Raw genomic sequence first — 25,199 nt, forward strand, 5'->3', positions numbered from 1 at the left:
CGGAAGACGCGCGGGCCGATCGGGTGGTGTCGTGGACACACAGGGTGTAGGGCGCACTAGTGGATAGTGGTGGATAGTGTCTGCGACAATGGCCGCCGTGACGGCGAAGATTCTCGACGGCAAGGCCACGAAGAACGCCATTTTCGCAGAGCTGCGCCCGCGAGTGGCCGCGCTCGCGGAGAAGGGGATCACCCCTGGGCTGGGCACGGTGCTGGTCGGCGACGACCCCGGTTCCCACGCCTACGTGAAGATGAAGCACGCCGACAGCGCGAAGATCGGCGTCAACTCGATCCGCCGCGACCTGCCCGCGGACATCTCGCAGGAGAAGCTCGAGGCCGTCATCGACGAGCTGAACGCCGATCCGGCCTGCCACGGCTACCTCGTCCAGCTGCCGCTGCCGAAGCACCTCGACGCGAACCGCATTCTGGAGCGCATCGACCCGGAGAAGGACGCCGACGGCCTCGCGCCGATCAGCCTCGGCCGGCTCGTGCTCGGCGAAAAGGGCGCGCTGCCGTGCACGCCGTACGGGATCATCGAGCTGCTCAAGCGGCACGGTGTCGAGCTGAACGGCGCGCAGGTCACCGTCGTTGGCCGCGGCATCACCGTCGGCCGCACGCTCGGCCTGCTGCTCACCCGGCGCAGCGAAAACTCCACCGTCACGCTTTGCCACACCGGCACCCATGACCTCGCCGCCGAGGTGCGCCGCGCGGACATCGTGATCGCCGCGGCGGGCGTTCCCGGGATCATCAAGCCGGACATGGTCAAGCCCGGCGCGGCGGTGCTGGACGTCGGCGTTTCCCATGTGGACGGCAAGCTCACCGGCGACGTCGACCCGGCGGTCGCCGAGGTGGCCGGCTGGATCTCGCCGAACCCCGGCGGCGTGGGCCCGATGACGCGGGCGATGCTGGTCACCAACGTCGTCGAGGCCGCGGAACGCGCGGCCGCCCGCTGATGGCGATGACCGGTCCACGGCAGCGCGGCGCTCGCCCCTGGCTCGTCCACATGCCATTCGCGGTGATCATGCTGCTGCTGGCCGTGGCTGTGGTGCGGGCCTTTCAGTACCACTGGCGCGAGGGCGCGGCGCTGGTCGGCGTAGCCCTGTTCGTGGCCGGCGTGCTGCGCGCGGTGCTGCCGGAGGAGCGCGCCGGGCTGCTGGCGATCCGCGGCAAGGTCGTCGACATCCTCACATACGGCGCGTTGTGCGCCGCGGTGCTCTACATCTCGCTGTCGATCGTCGGCGGCCCGTTCGACGCATCGTCCTAAAGAAACCGGGTCAGGACGCGAGCGCGAGTTCCTTCTGGACCCGCGCCTCGCGCCGGTCCAGCAATCCGGACACCGCGGCGATCGACACCCCGAGCACAGCCAGCAGCGCGCCGACCCAGTTCGGGGCCAGCAGCCCGAGGCCGCCCGCGATGACCAGGCCGCCGAGGTACGCGCCGATCGAGTTGGCGATGTTGAACGCCGACTGCACCGCGGCCGAAACCAGCGACGGCGTGCCGCCCGCCTTCTCCATGATCCGCGCCTGCATCATCGGGCCGATCATGAAGCCCGCGACACCCACGAAGAAGATCGTGACCGCCGCGCCGACCTTGCCCTGCGCGGTCACGGTGAAGATCGCGAGCACGGTCGCCAGCGCGAGCAGCGCGACGTAGAGGCTCGGCATCAGCGCCTTGTCCGCGAGCCGTCCGCCGAGGTAGTTGCCGATCGTCATGCCGACGCCGGCCAGCGAGAGCAGCACCGTGACGTTGGCGGGCGAGTATCCGGCGACGTCGGTCAGCATCGGCGCGATGTAGGACATGCAGGCGAACACGCCGCCGAGGCCGAACATCACGATCGCCAGCGCCAGCCACACCTGCGGACGGCGGAACGCGCCCAGTTCGCCGCGGATCGACGGGTCCGCCGGGCGGCCCTGGTGCGGCACCAGTTTCGCGATGGCGGCGATGGCGAGCAGGCCGATCACCGCGACGACGCCGAACGTCGCGCGCCAGCCGACCTGCTGGCCGAGCAGCGTGCCGAGCGGGACGCCGATGACGTTCGCCAGCGTCAGGCCCATGAACATCATCGACACGGCCTTCGCGCGCTGGCCCGGCTGCGCGAGGCTGGACGCGACGACCGCGCCCGCCCCGAAGAACGCGCCGTGCGGCAGGCCGGCGAGGAACCGGAACGCGATGCCGAAGTCCTGGTTCGGCGAGAGCGCGAACAGCGCGTTGCCGACCGTGAACAGGCCCATCATCGCCAGCAGCATGGTTTTGCGCGGCAGCCGGACGGCCAGTGCGGTGAGCAGCGGCGCGCCGATCACCACGCCGAGCGCGTAGGCGGAGATGAAGTAGCCCGCGGACGGGATGTCGATGTGGAAGTCCGCGGCGGTCAGGGGCAGCACACCCATCATCACGAACTCGGTGGTACCGATGCCGAAGGCACCGACGGCGAGCGCGAGCAACGCGACGGGCACGGCTCTCCCTTCCTGGAGAAATCGTTTTCTCAGCGCCTGGGTCACAGGCTTCTGAAGCGCTTTAGAACGAGGGCAAAAAACTAGACAGCCCCGACGTCGTCGTGCTGTCTCGCTCTAGTTGATCGTCGTGCTGTCTCGCTCTAGTTGAACCGATGGAGGGCGGCCTTGTCATCCCGGTATTCGGGTGAGGCCCGCCACGTAGCGCGACCGCTCAGCGCGGCGCGGCCAGCACGCCGTCGAGCAGGCCGGGGAACAGCGCGTCGAGATCGTTGCGGCGCAACGCGTTGTACCGGGTGGTGCCAACCTGGCGGCCGACGATCACGCCGGCCTGGCGCAGCGTCGCGAGGTGATGGGTGAGTGTGGACTTGGTCACCGGCACCTCGAAACCGCTGCACGAGATCTCCGTTTCGGAGTTCGCCAGCTGCCGGACCATCGCCAGGCGAACCGGGTCGGCCAGTGCGCGGAGCACCGCTTCGACGGTGATCTCGTCGCGGTCCGGATAGGCGAGCGGCGGGAGCGGCACGGAGGCGGGCATGCGTCCATAGTACGACGGCTGTCGAAATTGTCGGTGCCGCCGTGTACGGTCGTCATCGAACTACGACGTTCATCGAACTATCCGTTCAGGTCTCATTGGGGGGACATTCATGTCCAGCGTCTCGTCCTCGGCGGCGGCCCGGAACTCGGTGCTCGCGTTCGGGGCCTTCGGCGTCGGCACCAGCGGCTACATCGTGGCCGGGCTGCTGCCGGCGCTGACCTCCGAGCTGCACATCTCCGCGACGGCCGCGGCGCAGCTCGTCACGTCGTTCGCCATCGCGTACGCGGTGGGCTCGCCGTTGTTCGCCGCCGCCACCGGCCGGTGGGAACGGCGGACGCTGCTGGTCGCCGCGCTCACGGTGGCCGCGGTCGGGAACATCTTCGCGGCCGTCGCGCCGGGGTACACCACATTGCTGATCGCGCGGGTCGTCACGGCGATCGGGGCCGCCGTCTACACCCCGGCCGCCACCGCGGTCGCCGCGGAGCTGACCACGCCGGATCGTCGCGGCCGAGCCGTTTCGCTGGTGTTCGGCGGGCTCACCATCGCGCTGATCTTCGGCGTCCCGCTGGGCAGCGTGATCTCCCAGCAGTTCGGCTACGAGGGCGCGTTCCTGTTCGTCGGCGTCCTCTCGGCGCTCGGCGCGCTCGGGGTGCGGGTCGCGTTGCCGAAGGTCGCGCCGCCGCCGGCGGTCGGGCTGGCCGAGCGGTTCGCGGTCGCCCGGGACAAGCGGATCGTCGCGTTGCTGGTCACCACCACGCTCGCCTGCCTCGCCGCGTTCATGGTCTACACGCTGGTGTCGCCGGTCTTGTCCGCCACGGCTGGGGTTTCCGGCGGGACGGTCACGGTGCTGCTGTTCTGCTACGGCATCGGCGGCGCGATCGGCAACTTCGCCGGCGGCCGCGCGGCCGACCGGTGGGGTCCGCGCAAGCCGCTGCTGATCATCCTCGCCGTGTTCACCGCTGTGATGGTGCTGCTGCCGTTCACCGCGACGACCGTCGTCGGGGCCGGAATCACGTTGTTCGTGTGGGGTGTGGCGAACTGGTCGTTCAGCCCGCCGGTGCAGCATCGGCTCATTGAGCTGTCGCCGGGGCACGCCGGTCTCGCGTTGTCGCTCAACGCGTCGGCGATTTACCTGGGCGTCGGGCTGTCCGGCGTCGTCGGCGGCGCGGTGCTGACCTCGGCCGGTGCCACCGTTCTGCCGGAGATCGCCGCGATCCTCGCCGCGGCGGCGGCGCTGGTGGTCGTGTTCTTCTGGGGCACGAGGAAGCGGGTTGAGGTCCGCGAGGAGGTCGCGGTCTGAGAAGCTGCCGGGCGTGGCGGAGGTACTGGAGACCGTGCCCGGGCACGGCGGAGAACTGGTGCTGCGGCGCGACGGCGCCGAGTTCGAGGTGATCGAAAACGGGATGTTCCTGATGGACACCCGAAACGGCGAGTCGGAACGGCTGCTCGTGACCGGAGCGGCCGACCGGCTCGCCCCTGGCGCGCGGGTGCTGATCGGCGGTCTCGGCGTCGGGTTTTCGTTGCGCGCCGCGCTGGACCATTCCGCGGTCGGCTCCGTGGTCGTGGTGGAACGCGAACCGGCGGTGATCTCGTGGAACCGCACCGGTCCGCTGCGCGAGGTCCACGGCGGGGCGCTGGACGATCCGCGGGTGACCGTGGTCGAGGCGGATCTGCTGGAGTGGCTGCGGACGACCGGTGAGACGTTCGACGCGCTGTGCCTGGACATCGACAACGGTCCAGAGTGGACGGTCACCGAGGGGAATGCCTCGCTGTATGCGGCTTCCGGCCTGGAGAGGCTGTCCCAGCTGCTGCGTCCGGACGGGGTGCTGGCGGTGTGGAGCGCGGGCGCGGCACCGGGGTTCACGGCTCGGTTGCGGGAGCGGTTCGCCGAGGTGGATGTGGTGGAGATTCCGGTGCCGCGCGGGGAACCGGACGTGGTTTGGTTCGCGCGGGGCTGAGTCAGTTCGCCTTGGCGGCAGCCTTAGCGGCCTTCTTGAACGCGCGCACCTCGCCGAGCGTCTTCGCGTCCGTCACGTCCGCAATGGACCGACGAGACCCGCGATCTCCGTACGCGCCGGCAGCTTCGCGCCAGCCCTTCGGGGCTACACCGCGTTGTTTGCCCAGCAGTGCCAGGAAGATCTTCGCCTTCTGCTCGCCGAAACCGGGCAGCGCCTTGAGCCGCTTGAGCACCTCTTCGCCGTCCGGCTTCGGGCGGCCGTCGAGCCAAATGCCCTCGGTACGGCCGTCGTAGTTCTCGATGATGTGCAGCGCCAGCGCGTGCACGCGACGGGCCATCGAGCCGCCGTAGCGGTGGATTGCCGGCGGGACCACGCACATCTCGACGAACGCCTCGACGTCGGTCGCGGCGATCTTCGCGAGGGAGAAGCCGTCCATCCGGTCGGCGATCTTCCGCGGGCCCGCGAAGGCGTGCTCCATCGGGTACTGCTGGTCCAGGAGCATCCCGGTGAGCAGGGCGAACGGGTCGTCGTTGAGCAGCTTGTCGGCCGCCGGGTCGCCGGTCAGGTGCAGTTCGCGCAGCATGGCGCCATCTTCGCACAAACCGCCCGGTCAGCCGCGTGCGAAGCGCGCCGGGGTGGTGCCGAGGTAGTGGCGGAAGTGTCGGGTCAGGTGTGCCTGGTCGGTGAACCCCGCGGTGGTGGCGACGGCAGCGGGCGGGGTGCCGTCGAGCAGGAGCCTGCGGGCGTGGTCGACGCGGCGGCCGGTGACGTACCGGTGCGGCGGCAGCCCGAAGCGGCGGCCGAAGGCGCGGACCAGGTGGACCGGGTGCGCGCCTAGGACGGCGGACGCGTCGGCCAGCGTCAGCGAATCCGGCAGGCGTTCGTCGAGGAGGTCGCGCAGGTCGTCGGCCAGGCTGCGGTCGGGTGGGGTGATGGCCGGGCGGCCGAGGTGCAACCGCAGCCGCTGGGCGACCAGGGCGAGGCGGCTTTCGGCCTCCAGCGGTTCGGCGAGCGACTGGTGCAGCTGGTGGATTCTGGTGCGCAGCAACGGATCCGGCAAGCTCGGCTGATCGACGGCGGCTCCGATCAGGTCGACGCCGAGCACGTCGGCGTCGAGGTAGAGCACGCGTTTGCGGAACCCTTGGCTCGTCGCGGCACGGCCGTCGTGCGCGACGTTCGGCGGCAGCAGGGTGACGGCCGTGCCGAGTGCGCCGTGGTGGTGCCGGTCGAGGTCGTAGCTGATCGCGCCGTCGTCGACGATCAGCAGCGTCCAGGTGTCGTGCGTGTGCGCGGGGTAGGCGTGATCGGTGAACTGGGCGTGGAACGCCTCGGCGATCCCAGGCACCGAAGGACGCCAGGCCGACACCGTCATGTTCAAAACGTACAAGACCCGCGCGCGGCACCGAGCCGATGCTGTCTCGCATGAACCGATTCGACACGAAGATCGCCGTGCTGCTGCGGGACGACCTGGCCTCGTGGCAACGGCTGAACGTCACGGCGTTCCTGGTGAGCGGCGTGGCCCACACGACGCCCGAACTGATCGGCGAGCCCTACCTCGACGCCGACGAAACCGAGTACCTGCCGATGTTCCGCCAGCCGGTACTCGTGTTCGCGGGCACCGCCGAGACGCTCGCGCTGGCGCACAGCCGGGCGCTCACGCGGGGCCTGCGGTTCTCGATCTTCACCGACGAGCTGTTCCAGACCGGCAATGACGTCGACAATCGCGCCGCGGTGCGAGCGGTGCCGACGGAGAAGCTGGCGTTGGCGGGGATGGCTGTGCATGGGCCGAAGAACGCGGTGGACAAGATCCTCAAGGGCGCGCAGCTGCACGGCTGAACGGAGTATTTTTCGCCGCAGCGAAAGGGAATCCTGCCAGACGGCTGGGACTGGGCACGCCTCGAACTCAGCGCGCCTGCCGGACAACAGTTGCACGAGGGCGCCTACTCGGGCGTCAGCGTCCGAGTGCCGAATTCGCCGCAGGCCGCCACGCCGAGCTTCATCGCGTTTCGCGGGACCGCGCAGACCCCGGAGGTGCCTGCGCGGCCGCCGATTTCACCGTTTCCCGCCTGGCCGCTTAGGCCTCCGCGAAAACCGCGAAAACCTGCCGCACCCGGTCGCCCTGATCGAGCGTTACGTGCTGTGCCGTCGCCGAGCTGAATCCGGCGTCGGTGGCCAGCGCGGCGGCTTCGTCGAGGGTGCCCGGGACGCGCAGGTCTCGGGGGTACACGTCGGCGAACCTGCCGGTCGGCTTGAAGCGTTCCGACGACACCACGCTGAACGCCAGCCTCCCGCCCGGGCGCAGCACTCGCCGCCAGTCGGTCAAGGCGCGCGCGCCCAGGAAGTGCAGTGCCGAGGCACAAACGACCGCGTCGGCCTCGCCGCCGCCGATCGGCAGCGGGACCGCGGAGCCGACGTGCCAGGAGATCCGGCCGTCCGGGTCGCGGTCGGCGGCCTTGCCCCGGGCGATCTCGATCATCGCGGGGGAGAGGTCGATCGCGAACACCGCGGTCGGGTCCAGCTGCCGGAGCGCCGCGTAGGCAGCCGCGCCGGTGCCCGCCGCGACGTCGACCAGCAGGGTGGGCTTGGGGGCCAGGCCGCCGATCAGCTGCTCGGCCACATACGGGTGGAAGGTGTCCTCGTCGTATCCCGCCGCGTCGGCGTCGAAAAGTGTGCTCACCCAGCCACCGTAGTGGGCTTGACCAGTGATTATCCGGGCAATCGGCGACGGCCGGCGAAACCGAGGTCGGCCCGGTGGTACCAGGTCAGCTCCCGGTCGCCCTCGAGCCAGCACAGCAGCACGTCGTCGCCGTCGAGCGAGGCCGGGAAGTCCACCAGCAGCGGGGCGAACCCCTTCAGCTCGGCCCCGGTCGCCTGGATCGCGGTCATCAGGTCGTCCAGCCGGGCCTGCGCGGCCTTCCATTCCGGCAGGCCGCCGAGGCTGGTGTCCCGCCCGCCCGGACGCAGGGACGCGGCGAGCTCGGCGGCGTCGGCGCGGACCCGGATCAGTTCGGCGAGAACGGGAAGCAGCCGGGCGAGTTCGGTGCGGGCCTCGGCTACGGTGAACAATCCCATCTGCAAATAGTCTCACCGGGCCCGCGCCGTCTCGCCGCTACCTGCGTCGTCGCGCCAGCGTCGCCGCCAGGCTCGTGCCGACCAGCAGGAATCCGGCGCCGAGCAGCGCGCCGGACACCAGCCAGCCGCCGAATCCGGCCGCCAGCTCGTCGCCCGGCAGCAGGCGCAGCAGGTCGATTCCGGTCCGCGGCGACACGAGCGTGGCGACCCCCGGCAGCACGCCCCAGACCACTCCGCCGACGATCGGTCCGGCGGACGACCACGCGCCGAGCGCGGCCACTCCGACCAGCAGCAGCGCGCCGACCACCATCAGCGCGGTGCCGAGGCCGTCGCCGTGCTCGCCGAAGGTCGCCGACACCTGCGTCTGCTGGCGGTAGCCGCCGAAGGCCAGCACGCCGACCGCGATGGGCGTGAGGATCAGCCCGCACAGTCCGCTCAGCACGCGCGCGACGGCGCGGCTGGCGGGCTGGCCGGCCATCGCCGGCTGGGCGGGGTAGGGCGCGGGGTACGACATGGTGTGACCTCCCAGGCTGTGGTTACGCGATGGGATGATCGCCGGGCTCGTCCGGTTCCCCTCGATCGGGCACCCGGATCGTGCCCGGTCGGAGAGCCGCGTCAAGGGTGGTAGAGACTTGATTCCGACCACTTCTGGAACCATCCAGCTCTGTTAAGCAGTACGCTTGTACCGCTATCGGAGAGCGAAGAAGCGAACGCGAAGATCCGCGGAAGGAGCACCGCTGCTCATGGCCAAGATCAAGGTCCAGGGCACCGTTGTCGAACTCGACGGCGACGAGATGACCCGCATCATTTGGCAGTTCATCAAGGACAAGCTGATCCACCCGTACCTGGACGTCAACCTGGACTACTACGACCTGGGCATCGAGGAGCGGGACCGCACCGACGACCAGATCACGGTCGACGCCGCCAACGCCATCAAGCAGCACGGCGTCGGCGTCAAGTGCGCCACGATCACGCCCGACGAGGCGCGCGTGGAGGAGTTCGGCCTGAAGAAGATGTGGGTGTCCCCGAACGGGACCATCCGCAACATCCTCGGCGGCGTGATCTTCCGCGAGCCGATCGTCATGCGGAACGTGCCGCGGCTGGTACCCGGCTGGACCAAGCCGATCATCATCGGCCGGCACGCGCACGGCGACCAGTACAAGGCCACCAACTTCAAGGTCCCCGGCCCGGGCACCCTGACGATGACCTACACCCCCGAAGACGGCTCCGAGCCGATGGAGTTCCAGGTCGCGAACTTCCCCGAGGGCGGCGGCGTCGCGATGGGGATGTACAACTACCGCAAGTCGATCGAGGACTTCGCGCGCGCGTCGCTGCAGTACGGCCTCGACCGCGAGTACCCGGTCTACCTCTCCACCAAGAACACGATCCTCAAGGCCTACGACGGCATGTTCAAGGACGTGTTCCAGGACATCTTCGAGGCCGAGTTCAAGGCCGACTTCGACGCCAAGGGCATCACCTACGAGCACCGGCTGATCGACGACATGGTCGCCGCGTCGCTCAAGTGGGAGGGCGGCTACGTCTGGGCGTGCAAGAACTACGACGGCGACGTCCAGTCCGACACCGTCGCGCAGGGCTTCGGTTCGCTCGGCCTGATGACCTCGGTGCTGCGCACGCCGGACGGCAAGACGGTCGAGGCCGAGGCCGCGCACGGCACGGTCACCCGGCACTACCGCCAGCACCAGCAGGGCAAGCCGACCTCCACGAACCCGATCGCCTCGATCTACGCGTGGACCCGCGGCCTCGAGCACCGCGGCAAGCTGGACGGCAACTCGGAGCTCATCGGCTTCGCGAACAAGCTGGAGCAGGTCGTCGTCGACACCGTCGAAGGCGGCAAGATGACCAAGGACCTCGCGCTGCTGGTCGGCAAGGACCAGGAATGGCAGACGACCGAGGACTTCCTCGCGACGCTGGACGAGAACCTGGCCAAGAAGATCGCGCAGGGCTGATCTTTCTTTAGCCGTTTGAGAGAAGGGCACCTCGGAGGAGTCTTCCGAGGTGCCCTTCTCTTTTTTGTCACTCTTCGTGTTGTGTCGGTGACAGGATTGGCACCTCCGGGTGGAATGGGGGCGAGAACCTGTCCGGGCGACGGCGGACTGCCTACTCTGGACGAGGGGTTTTTCGCGACTGAGGAGCGGCCGTGATTCTGGGTTTGCCCAAGAAGACACTGATTATTATCGGCGTCATCGCTGCGGTCGTGGTCATCTACGCGTTCGGCCAGAAAGGCCAGGCGGACGCGCAGGGATCCCCGACCGGCTGCAAAGTCTCGGTGACCGCCGACGTGCTCAACGCGCGGGAAACCGCCGCGGGTAACGGGAAAGTCATCGGGAAGTACCTGCGCGGCGCGGAATTCGACGCACAACCCGTGGTGCAGAACGGGTTCCGGAAGATCGCCGACGGCAAGTGGGTCGCCGACAGCTTCGTGACGCCGGTGCAAGGGGCCAAGTGCTGAGTCCGGTTCGTACTGGTGCCTGGTTAAGGCGCTGATCGTCCTCTGTGTGCACGGACTGCTTGCCGCGCTTGGGTTCGTGTGGTTGCTGGGTTCGATGCGGCGCGTGGTTCGGCTGGGACCGGCCGGTCGCTGGGCTTGGTTCCGGGCCTTGTCCGGTGTGGTGTCTCGGTTCTCGTGGCCGTTCGCTGGTTCGTCCCATGTGGTGGGACGGTTTCGGTTGTCCAACCGGGATTGCCGCCGATCGGCCGAGTCGATGCCTCCGTGCGGCTCGGAACCTTCGCGATTGCCGGATTCCTTTACGGCGCCTGCTCCGGTTCGGTTTGCTCTCCGAACTGCTCGGTACCGGCGCGAAAACGTGCGGTGGGTGATCGCGATTTTTCTCCGGTGCGCGATTATGCGTGATTCAGCATGAGTCCTTCTTCCGCGGCGAACACTTCCCCGGAGAACTCGGCGCGGGCTTCGGCCACCGAAACCGCGCGGTCGGAACCGGGCCAGAAATGCGTGAGCAGCAGCGTCCGGACATTCGCCGCAGTGGCAAGCTGGCCTGCTTCCGCGGCGGTCATCAGGTAGCGCGGACCGTCCGGCGGTGCGCCCTGCAGAGTGGCTTCGCAGATGAGGACGTCGGCGTCGTGGACGAAGCCGGCTAGTTGCGGAGTGGGACCGGTGTCGCCGGTGTAGGCGACGGTGTAGCCGGGTGTGGTGAGCCGGACTCCATAGTTCGGCACGTGGTGCCGCAGGAGTAGGGCAGTGAGCCGGAAGGGGCCGAGGTCAGTCTCCGGGCCGAGGTTGTGGAGGTCGAAGTTCTCGCCGGGGGCCGGATCGGGCTCCATCGCGGCGAGCCGGTGCACGGTGCCGGGAGTGCAGTGCAGCGGGAGCTTGCGGTCGGTGGTGTAGTGGCGGGCCCGGCCGAGCGCGCTGACGTCCGCGAGGTGGTCGGGATGCTCGTGGGTCACGACGATCGCGTCGAGCCGGTCGGCGGGGACGTGCCGGAAGAGCTGGGCGGCGGCTCCGTAACCGAGGTCGAGCGCGACGTGGAAATCCTCGTGGGACAGCAGGAAACCGGCGCAGGCGCGGCCGGGTTCCGGCCAGGCTCCGCAACTGCCGAGGACAGTCAGTCTGGGCATGGCAGTCATTCTGGACCTCGCCGGACCTGCCGTGCGCGGAAAATTGTCGGACCCGGCGGGTAGCGTGCGCGGGGTGCTGATCGTCTCCACTGTCAACGTCAATGGCCTCCGGGCCGCCGTCAAGAAGGGCTTCGTCGAGTGGCTGGCCGCCACTGAGGCGGATGTCGTCGCGTGTCAGGAAGTGCGGGCCGAGGCCGCGCAGCTGCCCGCGTCCGTCGTCGCGCCGGAGGGGTGGTTCGCCGCGCACGCGCCTTCGGCCGCGAAGGGGCGCAACGGGGTCTCGCTGTACAGCCGCGTCGAGCCGGACGAGGTGCGGACCGGGTTCGGCGAGCCCGAGTTCGAGGACAGCGGGCGGTACCTGGAAATGCACCTGCCCGGCGTGGTGGTGGCGAGCCTGTACCTGCCGAGCGGCGACGTCGGCACCGAGCGCCAGGACGAGAAGGAACGCTTCATGGCCGCGTTCCTGCCGTACCTGGTCGAACTGCGCGCGAAGTCGGCCGCGGAGGGCCGGGAGGTCGTCGTGGTGGGCGACTGGAACATCGCCTACGACACGGTCGACCTCAAGAACTGGCGCGGCAACCAGAAGAACTCCGGCTTCCTGCCCGAGGAACGCGAGTGGATGGGCCGCGTCTACGAGGCGGGCTACAGCGACGTCCAGCGTCGCCTCGACGCCGAGGGTCCCGGGCCGTACACGTGGTGGTCCTACCGGGGCAAGGCGTTCGACAACGACTCGGGCTGGCGCATCGACTGCCAGCTGGCGACCCCCGGTCTCGCGGAGAAGGTGACGTCCGTGGTGGTCGAACGGGCAGAGTCCTACGACCAGCGCTGGTCGGACCACGCGCCGGTCACCGCGAAGTACGACGTGCCGTTCCCCGGCTGAGCCGGGTTGTCCCGCTGGTGACGAGCTGGTGAATAACCTGCTGAGAGTAGTTCGGGTTTGTTCCGAGGGGTGATTCTGTCCGGTTTCGCCGGGGTTGAGGACACTGTGCGTGGTCCCGCGAGCCGCGCACGGCGCTGACCACCGACGACACCGAGACGGCAGGGGTGCCCATGGTTACTCCCCGAGTGGGCGCTAGCCTCGGCACCCGAGTTGATCAGATCCGACAGGTCTTGACACGCTCGGTAGTTTTCTGACCAGTAGCACGTCGAGAACTCATCCTTACGGGTGAGACGCTCGCTCAGAACAGTCACCTCGCGGGAGGCACTCCGGTGCGCAACCCAGGCCGGTTCGTGACACGGTCCACGCTGGCTCTTGGCCGTCCAGCGCTTCACGCGTCCGTCACCCCATCGGGGGTGTCCGGCGCGGAGGCGGCCGAGCGGACTCCGGTTCGCGGCTCGGCGCGCGACGCTTTGGCGGTCGGCAGCACCCGTGCGGCCGCTTCCGGCCGCTCGTGGGCGGTCGCGGGCGGTCGAGTCTTGGCGGTGCTCGCGACGATGCTGGTCGCGGCCGTCGGAACGGGCGCGACGGCCTTCGCGGACACCGGTGTCGTCCGCGCGGAGACGACTTCGACCGGGTTCGGAATGCTCGGACCGGTCGGGCTGGTCGCGGTCGGTTTCGGCATCATCGGGATGGCGCTGGGCGTCGTCCGGCAACGGCGCAAGGCCCGCGCGAAGGCGATCGAGGCGGTGGCCGCCGCCAGGACTCTCGACGAGGAACCGACCCGCCCGCTGGAACCGGCTCCGGCCGCGCTGCCCGTGCGGCAGTCCTAGTCACCTGGCCGATTCTCCGGCAGCAGCGGTGAGTTTCCCCGCCAGAACTTTCTTACGGCCTGGTCGCCACCGACCCGTCAACAGCCCCGACGAGGCACGGCCCAGTTCGCAGCGTGCCCGGACCCAAATCTCCCGGCGGCGCTGGATCGTCGGCGGCTCCAAGCTGCGTGCAGTTCGGAGCTGGGGTCTCGCGGCGGTGCTGGATCGTCGGCCGCCCCGAACCGCGTGCAGCTCGGGGCCTGAGTCCCGGCGGCTCTGAATCGCCCAGCAGCGGCTCCTCCCCGGAAGCGGATCTTCGGGCGGAGGCCGTCGAGTCGTCCCGGCTGCCTGGCCGCACCGCGAACCGGCGGGGCCGCGGCGGCGTCGGCTTCGCTGCCTGAAAGAATCCTGGCGTGTCCGACGAACAGAACGGGCGCCTGCGGGTGCTTTCCGGGATCCAGCCGACTGCCGACTCCTTCCACCTCGGCAACTACCTCGGCGCCCTGCGTCAATGGGTGCGGCTGCAGGACACCCACGACACCTTCTACTGCGTCGTCGACCTGCACGCGATCACCGTCGAGCAGGACCCGAAAGTGCTGCTCGAGCGGACGCGGCGCTCGGCCGCGCAGCTGCTCGCGATCGGGGTCGACCCGGCGCGCAGCGCGCTGTTCGTGCAGAGCCACGTGCCCGAGCACGCTCAGCTGAGCTGGGTGCTCGAATGCCAGACCGGCTTCGGCGAGGCCGGCCGGATGACGCAGTTCAAGGACAAGGCCGCCAAACAGGGCAGCGACCACGCGAGCGTCGGCCTGTTCACCTACCCGGTGCTGATGGCCGCGGACATTCTGCTCTACCAGACCAACGCGGTACCGGTCGGCGAGGACCAGCGGCAGCACCTCGAGCTGACCCGCAACCTCGCGCAGCGGTTCAACAGCCGGTTCGGCAAGACGTTCGTGATGCCGGAGCCGTTCATCGTCAAGGACACCGCGAAGATCTACGACCTGCAGGAACCGACGGCGAAGATGAGCAAGTCGGCGGCGACCGCCAACGGGCTCGTCGAACTGCTCGAGGATCCGAAGCGCTCGGCGAAGAAGATCCGGTCCGCGGTCACCGACACCGGCCGCGAGGTCCGGTTCGATCGCGAGGAGAAGGCGGGCGTCTCCAACCTGCTCACCATCTACTCCGCGCTGACCGACCGCACCGTCGCCGACCTCGAAACCGCTTACGAGGGCAAGGGTTACGGCGATCTCAAGAAGGACCTCGCCGAGGTGCTCGTCGACTGGGTCACGCCGCTGCAGGAGAGCGTCCAGTCCTATTTGGACGATGTCGCCGAGCTGGACCGGATCCTCGCCGCGGGTGCGCGGCAGGCGCGCGAGGTCGCGTCGGCCACGCTCGCGTCGGTCTACGAGCGGATCGGGTTCCTGCCCGCGAGCTGATCGCGACCGGTAACCGCGCGGGCACGCTCGCGTTGCGGGGCCCGGTCGCCGTGGTTAGCGTTTTCCGGTGGCGAAAGAGACCGGTGACAAGGAAAAGCTGCTGCCCCGGCTGCGGCGGAAGTACCCGTGGCTGGATCACCTGATCCGCGCCAACGATTCCTTCAACGAAAACTACGGCAACCATTACGCGGCGGCGATCACCTACTTCAGCGTGCTGTCGGTGTTCCCGATCTTCATGGTGGCGTTCGCGATCGTCGGCATGGCGCTCGGGCACAACACCGCGGTGATCGACCAGATCACGCACGGGATCGACAGTTCGGTCCCCGAAGGCCTGCGCGGCCTGGTCAAGCAGATCACCGACGCCGCGCTGAAGTCCGGCAGCGGCATCGGGGTCTTCGGGCTGCTGCTGGCGCTCTACTCCGGCATCGGCTGGATGGCCAACCTCCGCGACGCGCTCACCGCGCAGTGGGGCCAGGAGAAGAAGACGGAACCGTTCGTCGGCCGGACGATCAAGGACCTGCTGTCGCTGCTCGGGCTCGGGCTGGCGCTGGTGGTGTCGTTCGCGATCACCGCGGCGGGCAGCGGTCTCGGCGAACTGCTGCTGAAGCTGGTCGGGCTGGAAGGCCAGGGGTGGGCGAAGTTCCTGCTGCACCTCGCGACGATCGTGCTCAGCCTGGTCGCCAACGCACTGGTGTTCCTGTGGGTGATCGCGCGGTTGCCGCGGGAGCACGTCGCGCTGCGGAGCGCGGTCAAGGGCGCGCTCATCGCCGCGGTCGGATTCGTGGTCTTGCAGCAGGTCGCGACGGTCTACCTGGCGAGCGTCACGAAATCCCCGTCGGCAGCGATCTTCGGCCCGGTGATCGGGTTGCTGGTGTTCGCGAACCTGGTGTCGCGGTTCCTGCTGCTGGTGACGGCGTGGACGGCGACCGCGCGGGAGAACCAGCGCCGCGTGGTGCAGCCGCCCGCTCCGGTGTTGCTGGAGCCGCGGATCACGGTGCAGCACGGGCTGGGGCTCGGCTCCGTGGCCGGCGCGTTCAGCGCGGGTGCGCTGCTGGCCTGGCTGGGCCGCCGAAAGGGCTGAGTAAAGCTGTGAAGGGCCCCTTGAGGGAATGAGATTCCCTCAAGGGGCCCTTCACGGACCTAACCGGTCGCTATGCCCGGGAGTTGCGTTTCCGCTGATAGCTGATGACGAACCCGGCCACGATGATCACCAGCACGATCACCGTCAGGATCCAGCCGGTCGTCCCGAACGGATCCGGCTTCTCCGCGGCCGCGGTCGTCGCGCCCGCGGGGGTGACCTGCTTGTCCGACATCGGGGCGGAGTCCGCGCTCAGCGGCTGGTAGGCGATCTGGCCCACCGGCTGCGCGCCGTTCTTCTCCAGCGCGAAGCCGTAGTCGAGCAGTTTCGCCGCCTGGTCGACTACCTTCGTCGGGCGCTGTTCGGCCCGCATCATCACGATCGCGAGGCGGTGGCCGTCGCGTTCCGCGCCGCCGACGTAGGTGTGCCGCGCGTCGTCGGTGAAGCCTGTTTTCCCGCCGAGGAAACCGGGATACACGCCGAGCAGCTTGTTGTCGTTGAACACCGGAATCGGCGGTTTCCCGTCGATGGCCGGGATCGTGAAATTCTTCGTCGCCACCACCTTGGCGAATTCCGGCTGCTTCATCGCGTAGTGGAAGACGAGGCTCAGGTCGTAGGCCGAGGTCGACATGCCCGGTCCGTCGAGGCCGGACGGGGTCGCCGCGCGGGTGTCGGTCGCGCCGATGCGGGCGGCGAGCGCGTTCATCTTGGCAACGGCCGCGTCGGCGCCGCCCAGCGCGGTCGCGAAGGCGTGCGCCACGTCGTTGCCCGAGTGCATCAGCAGGCCGTGCAGCAGCTGGTCCATCGTGTAGTGCCCGCCCGCGGCGATGCCGACGCAGGTGCACTCCTGCTCGGCGTCCTCCTTCGTCGGGACGATGACCTGCTCGGGCTTCAGCTCGGTGACCACCACCAGCGCGAGCAGCGTCTTGATCAGCGACGCCGGCCGCTCCCGCGCGTGCGGGTCCTTCGCCGCGACGACCGCGCCGGTGTCGAGGTCCTGCAGCACCCACGACGCCGAGGTGTCGCCAGGGGGCAGCGCGGGCGCGCCCGGCGGGAGGATCGGGCCGCAGCCGCCCAACCGGTCGCCGCCGACGGGCTGGGCGGGCACCGGAAGCGGCGGCGGGACGGTCTGGCCCGGCTTCGGCTTCTCCGAGGTGTCCACCGGGGCCGGCGGCGCGGCGTGCTCGGTGCATTGCTCCGCCGACGCCGGGGCGGCGAAGGCGACAGGCGCGGCGACGGCTACGAGGGCTGCGGCGAGTGGCGCGGCGAATGCTCGCAGCGACCGGGCGAAAGCAGGGTGCACCCACGCAATCTAGCGCCGATGGCCCGGCGGCATACTCGAGACATGCGCATTTCACGAGGTACAGCGATGGCCTTGTTCGCTTTCGGCATCTGGTCCTGGATCATCTGGATCACGTTCGCCAAGAACCTGTGGGCCAGCAACCAGTCCTGGGCGGCCGACGGTTCACCCACTGGGTACTTCATCGTGCACGCGGTGCTGACGGTCGTCTCGTTCGTGCTCGGCACCGCGATCGGGATGCTCGGCTGGCGCGGCATCCGGGCGACCTCTAAGGACCGCGCGAACACCTGATGCGGTGACCGTCCTTTGGTCGGTGGCGGGACGCGTCCGGGCTGGCTTAGTTTCGGGCGACCGACCATGGAGGCTAAATGTCCCGTTTACGTCGATTGCTCGTCCCGATCGCGGTGGCCGGGGTCGCCGCCGGCGCGGTGGCCGTGCCGGCGTCCGCCGCGCCCGCGCCGTCGTGTGACACCACCAGCACGCAATACAGCTACGTCGTGCTGTACCAGCCGGGCGAGAAGCAGCGTTCGGTCGACGCGGAGCTGAGCACCAAGTGCGGCAAGCGGATCGCGTACTACCCGGAGATCGGCGTCGCGGTCGCCAGCTCGCGCAACGCGGACTTCGCCGACCGGCTCGGCGTGAAGCGGGCGTACTCGGCGGGCAAGGACGTCGCCGCGAAGGCCGCCGCCCGCGCCGGACTGCGCTCGGCGGTCGGCATGCTGGAGCGGACGGAGAGCGTCGCCGCCGGTGACGATTTGTCGACTCAGCAGTGGGACATGCGCGCCATCCACGCTCCTGAGGCAAACAAGATCAACCCGGGTTCGCGGTCGGTCACCGTCGGCGTGCTGGATTCCGGCATCGACGCCAAGCACCCCGCGCTCGCGAACGCGGTAGACGCGCGGTCGTCGACCGGCTGCGTCACCGGCGCACCTGACGCTTCCGCGTGGACGCCGACGAACTCCGACCACGGCACGCACGTCGCCGGCACCATCGCGGGCAAGGACCCCGCGCGCGGCTTCACCGGCATCGCGCCAGGCGTGCGCTTGGCGTCGGTGAAGGTGGTGAACGACGACGGCTACATCTTCCCGGAGGCGGCGGTCTGTGGCTTCGTCTGGGCCGGACAGCACGGCTTCCAGGTGACGAACAACAGCTACTACATCGACCCCGGGATGTTCTACTGCCGCAACGAAGCAGGCGACGCTGCCGCGTACGAGGCCGTACGGCGCGCTGTCACTTACTCGACGCAGCGCGGGACTCTCAACATCGCCGCAGCGGGCAACTCCGGCTTCGACGTGCGTACGCAGACTGTGGACCCGAACCGTCCACACAAGATTGACTCTTCGTGCGGCATCCTGCCGAAGGCGATCGACGGCGTGGTGACGGTGTCTGCGGTTGGTTACGCGGGTACGAAGTCTGCTTACTCCAACTACGGCTCAGTCACGGTTACCGCGCCGGGCGGGGATTCGGCGCAGAAGCCGCCTGCCGGGCAAGGCGCGGGGTGCCCGCTGTCGACCGTGTTCAACGGCGCTTACGGCACTAAGTGCGGCACCTCGATGGCTTCCCCGCACGCGGCCGGGGTTGCGGCTCTGTTGGCTTCTACGCATCGGAACGCGCCGCCGCGTGCTTTGGCGGCTTTGCTTACCGCAGAGGCGGATCCGGTGGCTTGCGATGTGTCGGCGTGCGAGGGTCCGAAGCAGAACAACTCGTACTACGGGCGCGGCCTAGTGAACGCCCTAGACGCAGTCCACTGACGTACGTGAGGGGAACCCTGAGGGACTCAGAGTCCCTCAGGGTTCCCCTCACGTACTAGCCAGCGGGGCGGAGGGAGACCGGTGGCCGAGGGCGGACCTCGGCGGCACGGTACGCGTCGCCGAGTTCGTTCAGAACTGCGTTTGGCTCGGTGCGCAAACGGGACGGCAGAGTCTGCACCACGGCAATACCCAGTGCCGCGTAGCGAGTATTTCGATGCAACGTTCGTGCGTAATCGTTCGAGCGAAAGTGAAATTCCATCGAGTCGATCTCCCACGCCAGTCCGACATCGTCCCACCAGAAATCAGGTCGCCCCGCGTAGTGGCCCGAGCGGTCGTAAAGCGCGGCGTTCTGATGAGTTGGCGGATTCGGAAGGCTCTTGGCTAATTTCTGTGCCTCGGCTTCGGCGACTGACCGGATGTCCGACCATTCGGCGAGAAGCCGCCGGGGGATCGCGGTCCCCCGTTTGGTGCCGCGATCAAGCTCTTCTGCCAGGGCTTGCGGTGAACAACGTCCTCGCTGGATCGCTTCGATCAGGATGCGGCTGACGGTCTCGGAGTCGCGTGTCCGCCGGACCACATCCGTGGTGGCTCTGACCAGGGGTGCGAGCGGGACGCCAGCGCGCAGCCACGGTGCCGGGAGGTGCCTCGTCCGTTCGATGGTGACGAACTCAGAGCTGTTCAGCTTCTGTCGATGCGGAACCAGCAGGTGGATGTGCCGTGGGCCTTCAGCGTCCGGAAGACGCAGGCCGTACCGCAGGCAGGCTTCTTCGCCGGTGACGATCGCTGATTCGCCCGCGTACAACAGGGCCGCATGCACCAGTTGGTCCGGTGTGGGGTCGTTGTTGTGCAGGAGGATGACTCCGGGCAATAACCGTCGCCATGGTCCCCCGGGCAGGCATCTTCGATAGATGACTCTGCTGCTCATGTCCAGTGATTCCAGGGTCATCGCCCGGATCACTTGATGCGTGCTGTGCTGCGTGAGCGTTTCGGGGTGTGCGGCCCAGCGGCCTCGTTGTTTCACCCGACAAATGCTGCCGCACCCGGCAGCGCTTCGTGGTTGGCCCAATCCATTCTGTGGACAACCCGCGGCCTTGTGGATAGGTCGGCTAAACAGCCGTGAGGGGAACCCTGAGGGACTCAGAGTCCCTCAGGGTTCCCCTCACGTACGTTCGGAGGATCAGACGCGCTTGAAGAGGAGGGCGCGTTTCACTTCCTGGATGGCTTTGGTCACCTGGATGCCGCGCGGGCAGGCGTCGGTGCAGTTGAACGTCGTGCGGCAGCGCCACACGCCTTCACCGTCGTTCAGGATGTCCAGCCGCTCTTCGGCGCCCTCGTCGCGGGAGTCGAAGATGAAGCGGTGGGCGTTCACGATCGCCGCCGGGCCGAAGTACGAGCCGTCGTTCCAGTAGACCGGGCAGGACGACGTGCAGCAGGCGCACAGGATGCACTTGGTGGTGTCGTCGAACCGGTTCCGGTCGGCCTGGGACTGGATCCGCTCGCGGGTCGGCTCGTTGCCGTAGGTGATCAGGTACGGCTTGATCGCCCGGTACGCCTCGAAGAACGGGTCCATGTCGACGTAGAGGTCCTTCAACGTCGTCAGGCCCTTGATCGGGGCGATGGTGATCTCGGTCTTCTTGCCGTTCTTCTCGAGCAGGTCCTTCAGCAGCACCTTGCAGGCCAACCGGTTGATCCCGTTGATCTGCATCGCGTCCGAACCGCACACGCCGTGCGCGCACGAGCGGCGGAAGGAGAACGTGCCGTCGATGTAGTCCTTCACGTAGAACAGCAGGTTCAGCACGCGGTCGGTCGGCTGCGCCGGGACGTCGTAGGACTCCCAGTGCGGCTCCTGGTCGACCTCCGGGTTGAACCGCAGGATCTTCAGCGTGACCTGGATCGGCGTGTGCTCGTCGGACGCCTTGGCGGAGGGCGCCTCTGGGGTGGCCGTCGTCATCAGTACTTCCGCTCCATCGGTTCGTAGCGGGTGAAGGTGACCGGCTTGTAGTCGAGCCGGATGTCGGACGACAGCCCCTCGCCCTGCTTGTAGGCCATGGTGTGCCGCATGAAGTTCGTGTCGTCGCGGTTCGGGTAGTCCTCGCGGGCGTGGCCGCCGCGGGACTCCTTGCGCGCGATCGCGCCGACGACCAGCACCTCGGCCAGTTCCAGCAGGAAGCCGAGCTCGACGGCCTCGAGCAGGTCGGTGTTGTACCGCTTGCCCTTGTCCGCCACGGTGATCCGCTGGTAGCGCTCCTTGAGCGCCTGGATGTCGGTCAGCGCCTGCTTCAGCGTGTCCTCGGTGCGGTACACCGAAGCGTGCGAGTCCATCGTCTGCTGCATTTCCTTGCGGATGTCGGCGACGCGCTCGTCGCCGTGCTCCGACAGCAGACCGGCCAGCTGCTCCTCGACCAGGGTGGTCGGGTCCTCCGGCAGTTCGACGTGCTCGTGCGCCAGCGCGTACTCCGCGGCGGCGATGCCCGCGCGACGGCCGAAGACGTTGATGTCCAGCAGCGAGTTCGTGCCCAGCCGGTTCGAGCCGTGCACGGACACGCACGCGACCTCGCCCGCGGCGTACAGGCCCGGGATGACGTGCTCGTTGTCGCGCAGCGCCTCGCCGTGGATGTTCGTCGGGATGCCGCCCATGACGTAGTGGCACGTCGGGAACACCGGCACCGGCTCCTTGACCGGGTCGACGCCCAGGTAGGTGCGGGAGAACTCGGTGATGTCCGGCAGCTTGGTCTCGAGGACCTCGACCGGAAGGTGGGTCACGTCGAGGACGACGTAGTCCTTGTTCGGCCCGCAGCCGCGGCCCTGCAGCACCTCCTGGACCATCGACCGGGCGACGATGTCGCGCGGCGCGAGGTCCTTGATGGTGGGGGCGTAGCGCTCCATGAACCGCTCGCCGTCGGCGTTGCGGAGGATGCCGCCCTCGCCGCGCACCGCCTCGGAGATCAGGATGCCGAGGCCGGCGAGGCCGGTCGGGTGGAACTGGAAGAACTCCATGTCCTCCAGCGGAAGGCCCTTGCGGAAGATGATGCCGAGGCCGTCGCCGGTGAGGGTGTGCGCGTTCGAGGTGGTCTTGAAGATCTTGCCCGCGCCGCCGGTGGCGAACACGATCGACTTCGCCTGGAACACGTGCAGTTCGCCGGTGGCCAGCTCGTAGGCGACCACGCCGGAGGCAATCGGGTTGCCGTCCTCGCCCTCGGACAGCACCAGGTCGAGCACGTAGAACTCGTTGAAGAACTCGGTGCCGTGCTTGACGCAGTTTTGGTACAGCGTCTGGAGAATCATGTGCCCGGTGCGGTCCGCGGCGTAGCAGGCGCGGCGCACCGCGGCCTTGCCGTGGTCGCGGGTGTGCCCGCCGAACCGGCGCTGGTCGATCTTGCCCTCGGGCGTCCGGTTGAACGGAAGGCCCATCTTCTCCAGGTCGAGGACGGCGTCGATGGCCTCTTTGGCCATGATCTCCGCGGCGTCCTGGTCGACCAGGTAGTCACCGCCCTTGACGGTGTCGAAGGTGTGCCACTCCCAGTTGTCCTCTTCGACGTTCGCCAGCGCGGCGCACATGCCGCCCTGTGCCGCGCCGGTGTGGGACCGGGTCGGGTACAGCTTGGTGAGGACCGCGGTGCGGGCGCGCTGGCCGGACTCGATGGCCGCGCGCATGCCGGCGCCGCCCGCGCCGACGATCACCACGTCGTACTTGTGGAACTGCATAGGGAAAGACTCCGCTAGCTAGTGGTGGGTGCGCCTCAGGAGGCAGGCATCTCGGGGTCGAACGTGAAGATCACCATCGTGCCGACGGCCAGGATGAGCGCCATCGAGACGTACAGCAGGATCTTCAGCCAGAACCGGGTGGAGTCCTTGCGCGCGTAGTCGTCGATGATCGTGCGCAGGCCGTTGCCGCCGTGGATCTCGGCGAGCCACAGCATCGCCAGGTCCCAGAACTGCCAGAACGGCGAGGCCCAGCGGCCGGCGACGAAGCCCCAGTTGATGCGGTGCACGCCGCCGTCGAGGATGTTCATGATGAACAGGTGGCCCAGCACCAGGATGATCAGCGCGAGCCCGGAGATGCGCATGAACAGCCAGCTGTAGAGCTCGAAGTTGCTGCGCCGGGCGGACGGACGCCGCGGCGAGCGCGGCTTGTCGAGGATCAGAGCGTCGGCCATGGGATCAGGCACCCCCGAAAAGCGTCTCGACGGTGCGCTTCAGCATGAAGAACGCACCCGGAACCATCACGACCACCCACACGACGCCGATGACCCAGAGCATCGTCTTCTGGTACTTCGGGCCCTTGGCCCAGAAGTCGACCAGCAGGACGCGCAGCCCGTTGAGCGCGTGGAACAGCACCGCGCCGACAAGGCCGACCTCGAGCAGGTTCACGATCGGCGTCTTGTACGTCTCGATGACCTGGTCGTAGGTGTTCGGCGACACGCGCACGAGCGCGGTGTCGAGCACGTGCACGAACAGGAAGAAAAAGGTCAGCACGCCGGTGATGCGGTGAAGCACCCAGGACCACATGCCGGGGTCGCCCCGGTAGAAAGTTCCCTGCCGGCGTGAGGCACCCGCCCGATCGCTAGCTCCTGCCCCGCTTTCGGTGGCAGTGCTCGCCGTGGTGGACATCGGTGAACGGCCTCCAACGTCATGACTGTCGTGCCCGGGTGACCGGTGAGGTCCGCACCCGCGGCCGGGGTCGGTCCACTGGGGACAACTCCGGCGACGGTGCCGAGATCAGGGGCCATCGAGCGTGGATGCATGGATGCTAGACCCGACCCATACGCGCGGCTCACCTCCGGGTTCCTCTCTGTGATGGACCAGACACCGGTGACCACGGCAGACCACTCGGACGTGTGGTCTGGAGCACGTCTGAGCTGGCTGTGAAGGGCTCCTTCCGGGAATCAGATTCCCTCAAGGAGTCCTTCACGGACCCTTCCCGGGCGGAAGCGGGGCCACGGTGCGTGATCGCGGAGGGCGGGGCGGCGGCTCTTGATCACGGTCGGCGCCGGAATGGTCGCGGATCGAGCCTCCGAGTAAACGTTTGTGTTACGTAGCGTGCCGTTCCTATGGCGGTTACCCGGCGGTTGGGTACGGTCTGCCAGTTGAGCCCGGGCGACCGTGACCGGGCCGTTCCTGGATCGTCCGCTGGATCAGCGGGGAGGGAGACACACGTTGCGTCGCATGCGTGGAACCGCGCTGGCCGCCGCGACCATGGCTGGGGTGCTTGCACTGGCCGGGTGCGCGAAGGACACCGGGGGAAGCAACAACAACGCGTCCGGTTCGGACGGCAACGCGGGCTCGAACTGCATTACCGCCCCGAAGCCGCCCGCCGCTCCGGCCGCCGCCACGAGCAGCAGCGCGGCCTCGGGCAAGGTCGACGGCAGCAAGCTCAAGGTCGGCCTGGCCTTCGACGTCGGCGGTCGCGGTGACGCTTCCTTCAACGACGCGGCCGCCGCGGGCACCGACCGGGCGAAGTCCGACCTCGGCGTCCCGACCGTCAACGAGAGCACCGCGAGCGCGAGCGAGAGCGAAGCCGCCAAGCAGCAGCGCCTCGAGCAGATGGCGCAGCAGGGCCTGAACCCGATCGTCGCGGTCGGTTTCGCCTACGCGCAGTCGGTCAAGGCCGTCGCCACCAAGTACCCGAACACCAAGTTCGCGATCGTCGACGACGACTCGATCACCCTGCCGAACGTCACGCCGCTGGTCTTCGCCGAGGAGCAGGGCTCGTTCCTGGCCGGCGTCGCCGCCGCGTACAAGAGCAAGAAGTGCCACGTCGGCTTCGTCGGCGGCGTGAACACCCCGCTGATCCAGAAGTTCGAGGCGGGCTTCCTGCAGGGCGCGAAGGCCGTTTCGAGCAAGATCAAGGTCGAGGACGAGTACCTGACGCCGGCCGGCGACTTCTCCGGTTTCCAGGACCCGCCGAAGGGCAACGCGAAGGCCGCCGCCGAGATCTCGCGCGGCGCGGACGTCGTCTACCACGCCGCCGGCGCCTCCGGTAAGGGCGTGTTCGACGCGGCCAAGCAGAACAACGCGCTGGCCATCGGCGTCGACTCCGACCAGTACAACCAGAAGACGGTCGCCGCCGACAAGGACATCATCATCACCTCGATGATCAAGCGCGTCGACGTCGCGGTGTTCGAGTACCTGCAGGCCGTCGCGAAGGGCGACCTGAGCACGGTGCCGAAGCGCTTCGACCTCAAGTCCGACGGTGTCGGCTACTCCACCTCCGGTGGCAAGGTCGACGACATCAAGGACGTGCTCGACGGGTACAAGGCCCAGATCGTGTCCGGCGCCATCAAGGTTTCGGACAAGCCGGCCAAGTAAACGCTCACGACGCGGCAGGGCTCGGAAG

Annotated in this window: 28 protein-coding genes; 14 read left to right on the forward strand and 14 right to left on the reverse strand. The window is 68.4% G+C overall.

What is annotated here, in order from left to right; translation table 11 throughout:
- Positions 1-97: 97 nt before the first annotated feature.
- A complete protein-coding gene (locus ABD156_RS11560; protein ID WP_344270532.1) occupies positions 98-952 on the forward strand; it encodes a bifunctional methylenetetrahydrofolate dehydrogenase/methenyltetrahydrofolate cyclohydrolase in 855 nt (284 codons plus the stop codon).
- Positions 952-1,263, forward strand: a complete 312-nt coding sequence (locus tag ABD156_RS11565; RefSeq protein WP_344270535.1) for a DUF3017 domain-containing protein — start codon at positions 952-954, stop codon at positions 1,261-1,263. The genes ABD156_RS11560 and ABD156_RS11565 overlap by 1 nt, the downstream gene beginning before the upstream one ends.
- 10 nt (positions 1,264-1,273) lie before the next feature.
- On the opposite strand, the gene ABD156_RS11570 is transcribed toward ABD156_RS11565, so the two are convergent.
- The gene (locus tag ABD156_RS11570; protein WP_101435923.1) at positions 1,274-2,452 is read right to left on the reverse strand and encodes an MFS transporter; all 1,179 of its coding nucleotides are present in this window, start codon (positions 2,450-2,452) and stop codon (positions 1,274-1,276) included.
- Between the two features lie 211 nt (positions 2,453-2,663).
- On the reverse strand, positions 2,664-2,987 hold the full coding sequence (locus ABD156_RS11575) for an ArsR/SmtB family transcription factor (protein WP_344270540.1): 324 nt from the start codon (positions 2,985-2,987) through the stop codon (positions 2,664-2,666).
- A gap of 109 nt (positions 2,988-3,096) precedes the next feature.
- Here ABD156_RS11575 and ABD156_RS11580 point away from each other — a divergent pair, with 109 nt between their 5' ends.
- Positions 3,097-4,287 carry an MFS transporter gene (locus ABD156_RS11580; RefSeq protein ID WP_344270543.1) on the forward strand — a complete coding sequence of 397 codons (1,191 nt, stop codon included), beginning with the start codon at positions 3,097-3,099 and terminating at the stop codon, positions 4,285-4,287.
- A gap of 13 nt (positions 4,288-4,300) precedes the next feature.
- Complete coding sequence (locus ABD156_RS11585; RefSeq protein ID WP_344270546.1) at positions 4,301-4,945, forward strand: spermine/spermidine synthase domain-containing protein; 645 nt, start codon at positions 4,301-4,303, stop codon at positions 4,943-4,945.
- Between the two features lies 1 nt (position 4,946).
- On the opposite strand, the gene ABD156_RS11590 is transcribed toward ABD156_RS11585, so the two are convergent.
- Both ABD156_RS11590 and ABD156_RS11595 read right to left on the reverse strand, forming a co-directional pair.
- On the reverse strand, positions 4,947-5,528 hold the full coding sequence (locus ABD156_RS11590) for an HhH-GPD-type base excision DNA repair protein (RefSeq protein ID WP_344270549.1): 582 nt from the start codon (positions 5,526-5,528) through the stop codon (positions 4,947-4,949).
- Between the two features lie 27 nt (positions 5,529-5,555).
- Positions 5,556-6,317 (reverse strand): AraC family transcriptional regulator, encoded by a 762-nt coding sequence (locus ABD156_RS11595; protein WP_344270552.1) that lies wholly within the window; start codon positions 6,315-6,317, stop codon positions 5,556-5,558.
- A 50-nt stretch (positions 6,318-6,367) separates the two neighbouring features.
- Here ABD156_RS11595 and ABD156_RS11600 point away from each other — a divergent pair, with 50 nt between their 5' ends.
- Positions 6,368-6,781 (forward strand): DUF2000 family protein, encoded by a 414-nt coding sequence (locus ABD156_RS11600; RefSeq protein ID WP_344270555.1) that lies wholly within the window; start codon positions 6,368-6,370, stop codon positions 6,779-6,781.
- 238 nt (positions 6,782-7,019) lie between these two features.
- Here the strand turns inward: ABD156_RS11600 and ABD156_RS11605 are convergent, their stop codons facing one another.
- The 3 genes from ABD156_RS11605 to ABD156_RS11615 are packed head-to-tail and all read right to left on the reverse strand — an operon-like array spanning position 7,020 to position 8,531.
- Positions 7,020-7,622 (reverse strand): class I SAM-dependent methyltransferase, encoded by a 603-nt coding sequence (locus tag ABD156_RS11605; protein WP_344270558.1) that lies wholly within the window; start codon positions 7,620-7,622, stop codon positions 7,020-7,022.
- A 29-nt stretch (positions 7,623-7,651) separates the two neighbouring features.
- Positions 7,652-8,017 carry a DUF2203 domain-containing protein gene (locus tag ABD156_RS11610; RefSeq protein WP_116201667.1) on the reverse strand — a complete coding sequence of 122 codons (366 nt, stop codon included), beginning with the start codon at positions 8,015-8,017 and terminating at the stop codon, positions 7,652-7,654.
- Positions 8,018-8,054: 37 nt separating this feature from the next.
- Positions 8,055-8,531 (reverse strand): hypothetical protein, encoded by a 477-nt coding sequence (locus ABD156_RS11615; RefSeq protein WP_344270564.1) that lies wholly within the window; start codon positions 8,529-8,531, stop codon positions 8,055-8,057.
- Positions 8,532-8,760: 229 nt separating this feature from the next.
- Here ABD156_RS11615 and ABD156_RS11620 point away from each other — a divergent pair, with 229 nt between their 5' ends.
- Positions 8,761-9,984, forward strand: coding sequence for an NADP-dependent isocitrate dehydrogenase (locus ABD156_RS11620; RefSeq protein WP_344270567.1), 1,224 nt, complete (start codon positions 8,761-8,763; stop codon positions 9,982-9,984).
- A gap of 191 nt (positions 9,985-10,175) precedes the next feature.
- The gene (locus ABD156_RS11625) at positions 10,176-10,487 is read left to right on the forward strand and encodes an SH3 domain-containing protein (RefSeq protein WP_344270570.1); all 312 of its coding nucleotides are present in this window, start codon (positions 10,176-10,178) and stop codon (positions 10,485-10,487) included.
- A gap of 392 nt (positions 10,488-10,879) precedes the next feature.
- On the opposite strand, the gene ABD156_RS11630 is transcribed toward ABD156_RS11625, so the two are convergent.
- On the reverse strand, positions 10,880-11,611 hold the full coding sequence (locus ABD156_RS11630; protein WP_344270573.1) for an MBL fold metallo-hydrolase: 732 nt from the start codon (positions 11,609-11,611) through the stop codon (positions 10,880-10,882).
- Between the two features lie 64 nt (positions 11,612-11,675).
- On the opposite strand from ABD156_RS11630, the gene ABD156_RS11635 reads away from it, so the two are divergent.
- The 4 genes from ABD156_RS11635 (at position 11,676) to yhjD (ending at position 15,814) form a co-directional block, all read left to right on the forward strand.
- Complete coding sequence (locus tag ABD156_RS11635) at positions 11,676-12,491, forward strand: exodeoxyribonuclease III (protein WP_344270743.1); 816 nt, start codon at positions 11,676-11,678, stop codon at positions 12,489-12,491.
- A gap of 413 nt (positions 12,492-12,904) precedes the next feature.
- The gene (locus tag ABD156_RS11640) at positions 12,905-13,321 is read left to right on the forward strand and encodes a hypothetical protein (RefSeq protein ID WP_344270575.1); all 417 of its coding nucleotides are present in this window, start codon (positions 12,905-12,907) and stop codon (positions 13,319-13,321) included.
- Between the two features lie 392 nt (positions 13,322-13,713).
- Entirely contained in the window at positions 13,714-14,733 is a 1,020-nt protein-coding gene (gene trpS / locus ABD156_RS11645; RefSeq protein ID WP_344270578.1) for a tryptophan--tRNA ligase, read from the forward strand.
- 67 nt (positions 14,734-14,800) lie between these two features.
- Positions 14,801-15,814 carry an inner membrane protein YhjD gene (gene yhjD / locus ABD156_RS11650; protein WP_344270581.1) on the forward strand — a complete coding sequence of 338 codons (1,014 nt, stop codon included), beginning with the start codon at positions 14,801-14,803 and terminating at the stop codon, positions 15,812-15,814.
- A 70-nt stretch (positions 15,815-15,884) separates the two neighbouring features.
- Here the strand turns inward: yhjD and ABD156_RS11655 are convergent, their stop codons facing one another.
- Positions 15,885-17,114 (reverse strand): D-alanyl-D-alanine carboxypeptidase family protein, encoded by a 1,230-nt coding sequence (locus tag ABD156_RS11655; protein WP_344270584.1) that lies wholly within the window; start codon positions 17,112-17,114, stop codon positions 15,885-15,887.
- A gap of 42 nt (positions 17,115-17,156) precedes the next feature.
- Here ABD156_RS11655 and ABD156_RS11660 point away from each other — a divergent pair, with 42 nt between their 5' ends.
- Together ABD156_RS11660 and ABD156_RS11665 are read left to right on the forward strand one after the other, a co-directional pair.
- Positions 17,157-17,402, forward strand: coding sequence for an SCO4848 family membrane protein (locus tag ABD156_RS11660; protein WP_344270587.1), 246 nt, complete (start codon positions 17,157-17,159; stop codon positions 17,400-17,402).
- 77 nt (positions 17,403-17,479) lie between these two features.
- The gene (locus ABD156_RS11665; protein ID WP_344270590.1) at positions 17,480-18,862 is read left to right on the forward strand and encodes a S8 family peptidase; all 1,383 of its coding nucleotides are present in this window, start codon (positions 17,480-17,482) and stop codon (positions 18,860-18,862) included.
- 55 nt (positions 18,863-18,917) lie between these two features.
- On the opposite strand, the gene ABD156_RS11670 is transcribed toward ABD156_RS11665, so the two are convergent.
- From ABD156_RS11670 to sdhC, 5 genes are all read right to left on the reverse strand, one after another.
- Entirely contained in the window at positions 18,918-19,883 is a 966-nt protein-coding gene (locus ABD156_RS11670) for a hypothetical protein (RefSeq protein WP_344270593.1), read from the reverse strand.
- A 156-nt stretch (positions 19,884-20,039) separates the two neighbouring features.
- A complete protein-coding gene (locus ABD156_RS11675) occupies positions 20,040-20,813 on the reverse strand; it encodes a succinate dehydrogenase iron-sulfur subunit (protein ID WP_344270596.1) in 774 nt (257 codons plus the stop codon).
- Positions 20,813-22,567 (reverse strand): succinate dehydrogenase flavoprotein subunit, encoded by a 1,755-nt coding sequence (sdhA, locus tag ABD156_RS11680; RefSeq protein WP_344270599.1) that lies wholly within the window; start codon positions 22,565-22,567, stop codon positions 20,813-20,815. Before sdhA ends, ABD156_RS11675 begins: the two co-directional genes overlap by 1 nt.
- Positions 22,568-22,602: 35 nt before the next feature.
- Positions 22,603-23,019, reverse strand: coding sequence for a succinate dehydrogenase hydrophobic membrane anchor subunit (locus tag ABD156_RS11685; RefSeq protein ID WP_037712346.1), 417 nt, complete (start codon positions 23,017-23,019; stop codon positions 22,603-22,605).
- Positions 23,020-23,023: 4 nt separating this feature from the next.
- Complete coding sequence (gene sdhC, locus ABD156_RS11690) at positions 23,024-23,473, reverse strand: succinate dehydrogenase, cytochrome b556 subunit (protein ID WP_078870582.1); 450 nt, start codon at positions 23,471-23,473, stop codon at positions 23,024-23,026.
- Between the two features lie 555 nt (positions 23,474-24,028).
- On the opposite strand from sdhC, the gene ABD156_RS11695 reads away from it, so the two are divergent.
- Positions 24,029-25,171, forward strand: a complete 1,143-nt coding sequence (locus tag ABD156_RS11695) for a BMP family lipoprotein (RefSeq protein ID WP_344270608.1) — start codon at positions 24,029-24,031, stop codon at positions 25,169-25,171.
- The last annotated feature ends 28 nt before the right edge of the window (positions 25,172-25,199 follow it).

The sequence above is a fragment of the Amycolatopsis albidoflavus genome (assembly GCF_039525725.1).
In the GTDB taxonomy this organism is placed as follows: Bacteria; Actinomycetota; Actinomycetes; order Mycobacteriales; family Pseudonocardiaceae; genus Amycolatopsis; species Amycolatopsis albidoflava.

Coding starts and splice junctions, on each gene's coding strand:
- ABD156_RS11565 (WP_344270535.1), top strand. CDS start 952: ATGGCGATGACCGGTCCACGGCAGCGCGGCGCTCGCCCCTGGCTCGTC.
- ABD156_RS11575 (WP_344270540.1), bottom strand. CDS start 2,987: ATGCCCGCCTCCGTGCCGCTCCCGCCGCTCGCCTATCCGGACCGCGAC.
- ABD156_RS11580 (WP_344270543.1), top strand. CDS start 3,097: ATGTCCAGCGTCTCGTCCTCGGCGGCGGCCCGGAACTCGGTGCTCGCG.
- ABD156_RS11590 (WP_344270549.1), bottom strand. CDS start 5,528: ATGCTGCGCGAACTGCACCTGACCGGCGACCCGGCGGCCGACAAGCTG.
- ABD156_RS11595 (WP_344270552.1), bottom strand. CDS start 6,317: ATGACGGTGTCGGCCTGGCGTCCTTCGGTGCCTGGGATCGCCGAGGCG.
- ABD156_RS11600 (WP_344270555.1), top strand. CDS start 6,368: ATGAACCGATTCGACACGAAGATCGCCGTGCTGCTGCGGGACGACCTG.
- ABD156_RS11610 (WP_116201667.1), bottom strand. CDS start 8,017: ATGGGATTGTTCACCGTAGCCGAGGCCCGCACCGAACTCGCCCGGCTG.
- ABD156_RS11615 (WP_344270564.1), bottom strand. CDS start 8,531: ATGTCGTACCCCGCGCCCTACCCCGCCCAGCCGGCGATGGCCGGCCAG.
- ABD156_RS11620 (WP_344270567.1), top strand. CDS start 8,761: ATGGCCAAGATCAAGGTCCAGGGCACCGTTGTCGAACTCGACGGCGAC.
- ABD156_RS11630 (WP_344270573.1), bottom strand. CDS start 11,611: ATGCCCAGACTGACTGTCCTCGGCAGTTGCGGAGCCTGGCCGGAACCC.
- ABD156_RS11660 (WP_344270587.1), top strand. CDS start 17,157: ATGCGCATTTCACGAGGTACAGCGATGGCCTTGTTCGCTTTCGGCATC.
- ABD156_RS11665 (WP_344270590.1), top strand. CDS start 17,480: ATGTCCCGTTTACGTCGATTGCTCGTCCCGATCGCGGTGGCCGGGGTC.
- ABD156_RS11675 (WP_344270596.1), bottom strand. CDS start 20,813: ATGACGACGGCCACCCCAGAGGCGCCCTCCGCCAAGGCGTCCGACGAG.
- sdhA (WP_344270599.1), bottom strand. CDS start 22,567: ATGCAGTTCCACAAGTACGACGTGGTGATCGTCGGCGCGGGCGGCGCC.
- ABD156_RS11685 (WP_037712346.1), bottom strand. CDS start 23,019: ATGGCCGACGCTCTGATCCTCGACAAGCCGCGCTCGCCGCGGCGTCCG.
- sdhC (WP_078870582.1), bottom strand. CDS start 23,473: ATGTCCACCACGGCGAGCACTGCCACCGAAAGCGGGGCAGGAGCTAGC.
- ABD156_RS11695 (WP_344270608.1), top strand. CDS start 24,029: ATGCGTGGAACCGCGCTGGCCGCCGCGACCATGGCTGGGGTGCTTGCA.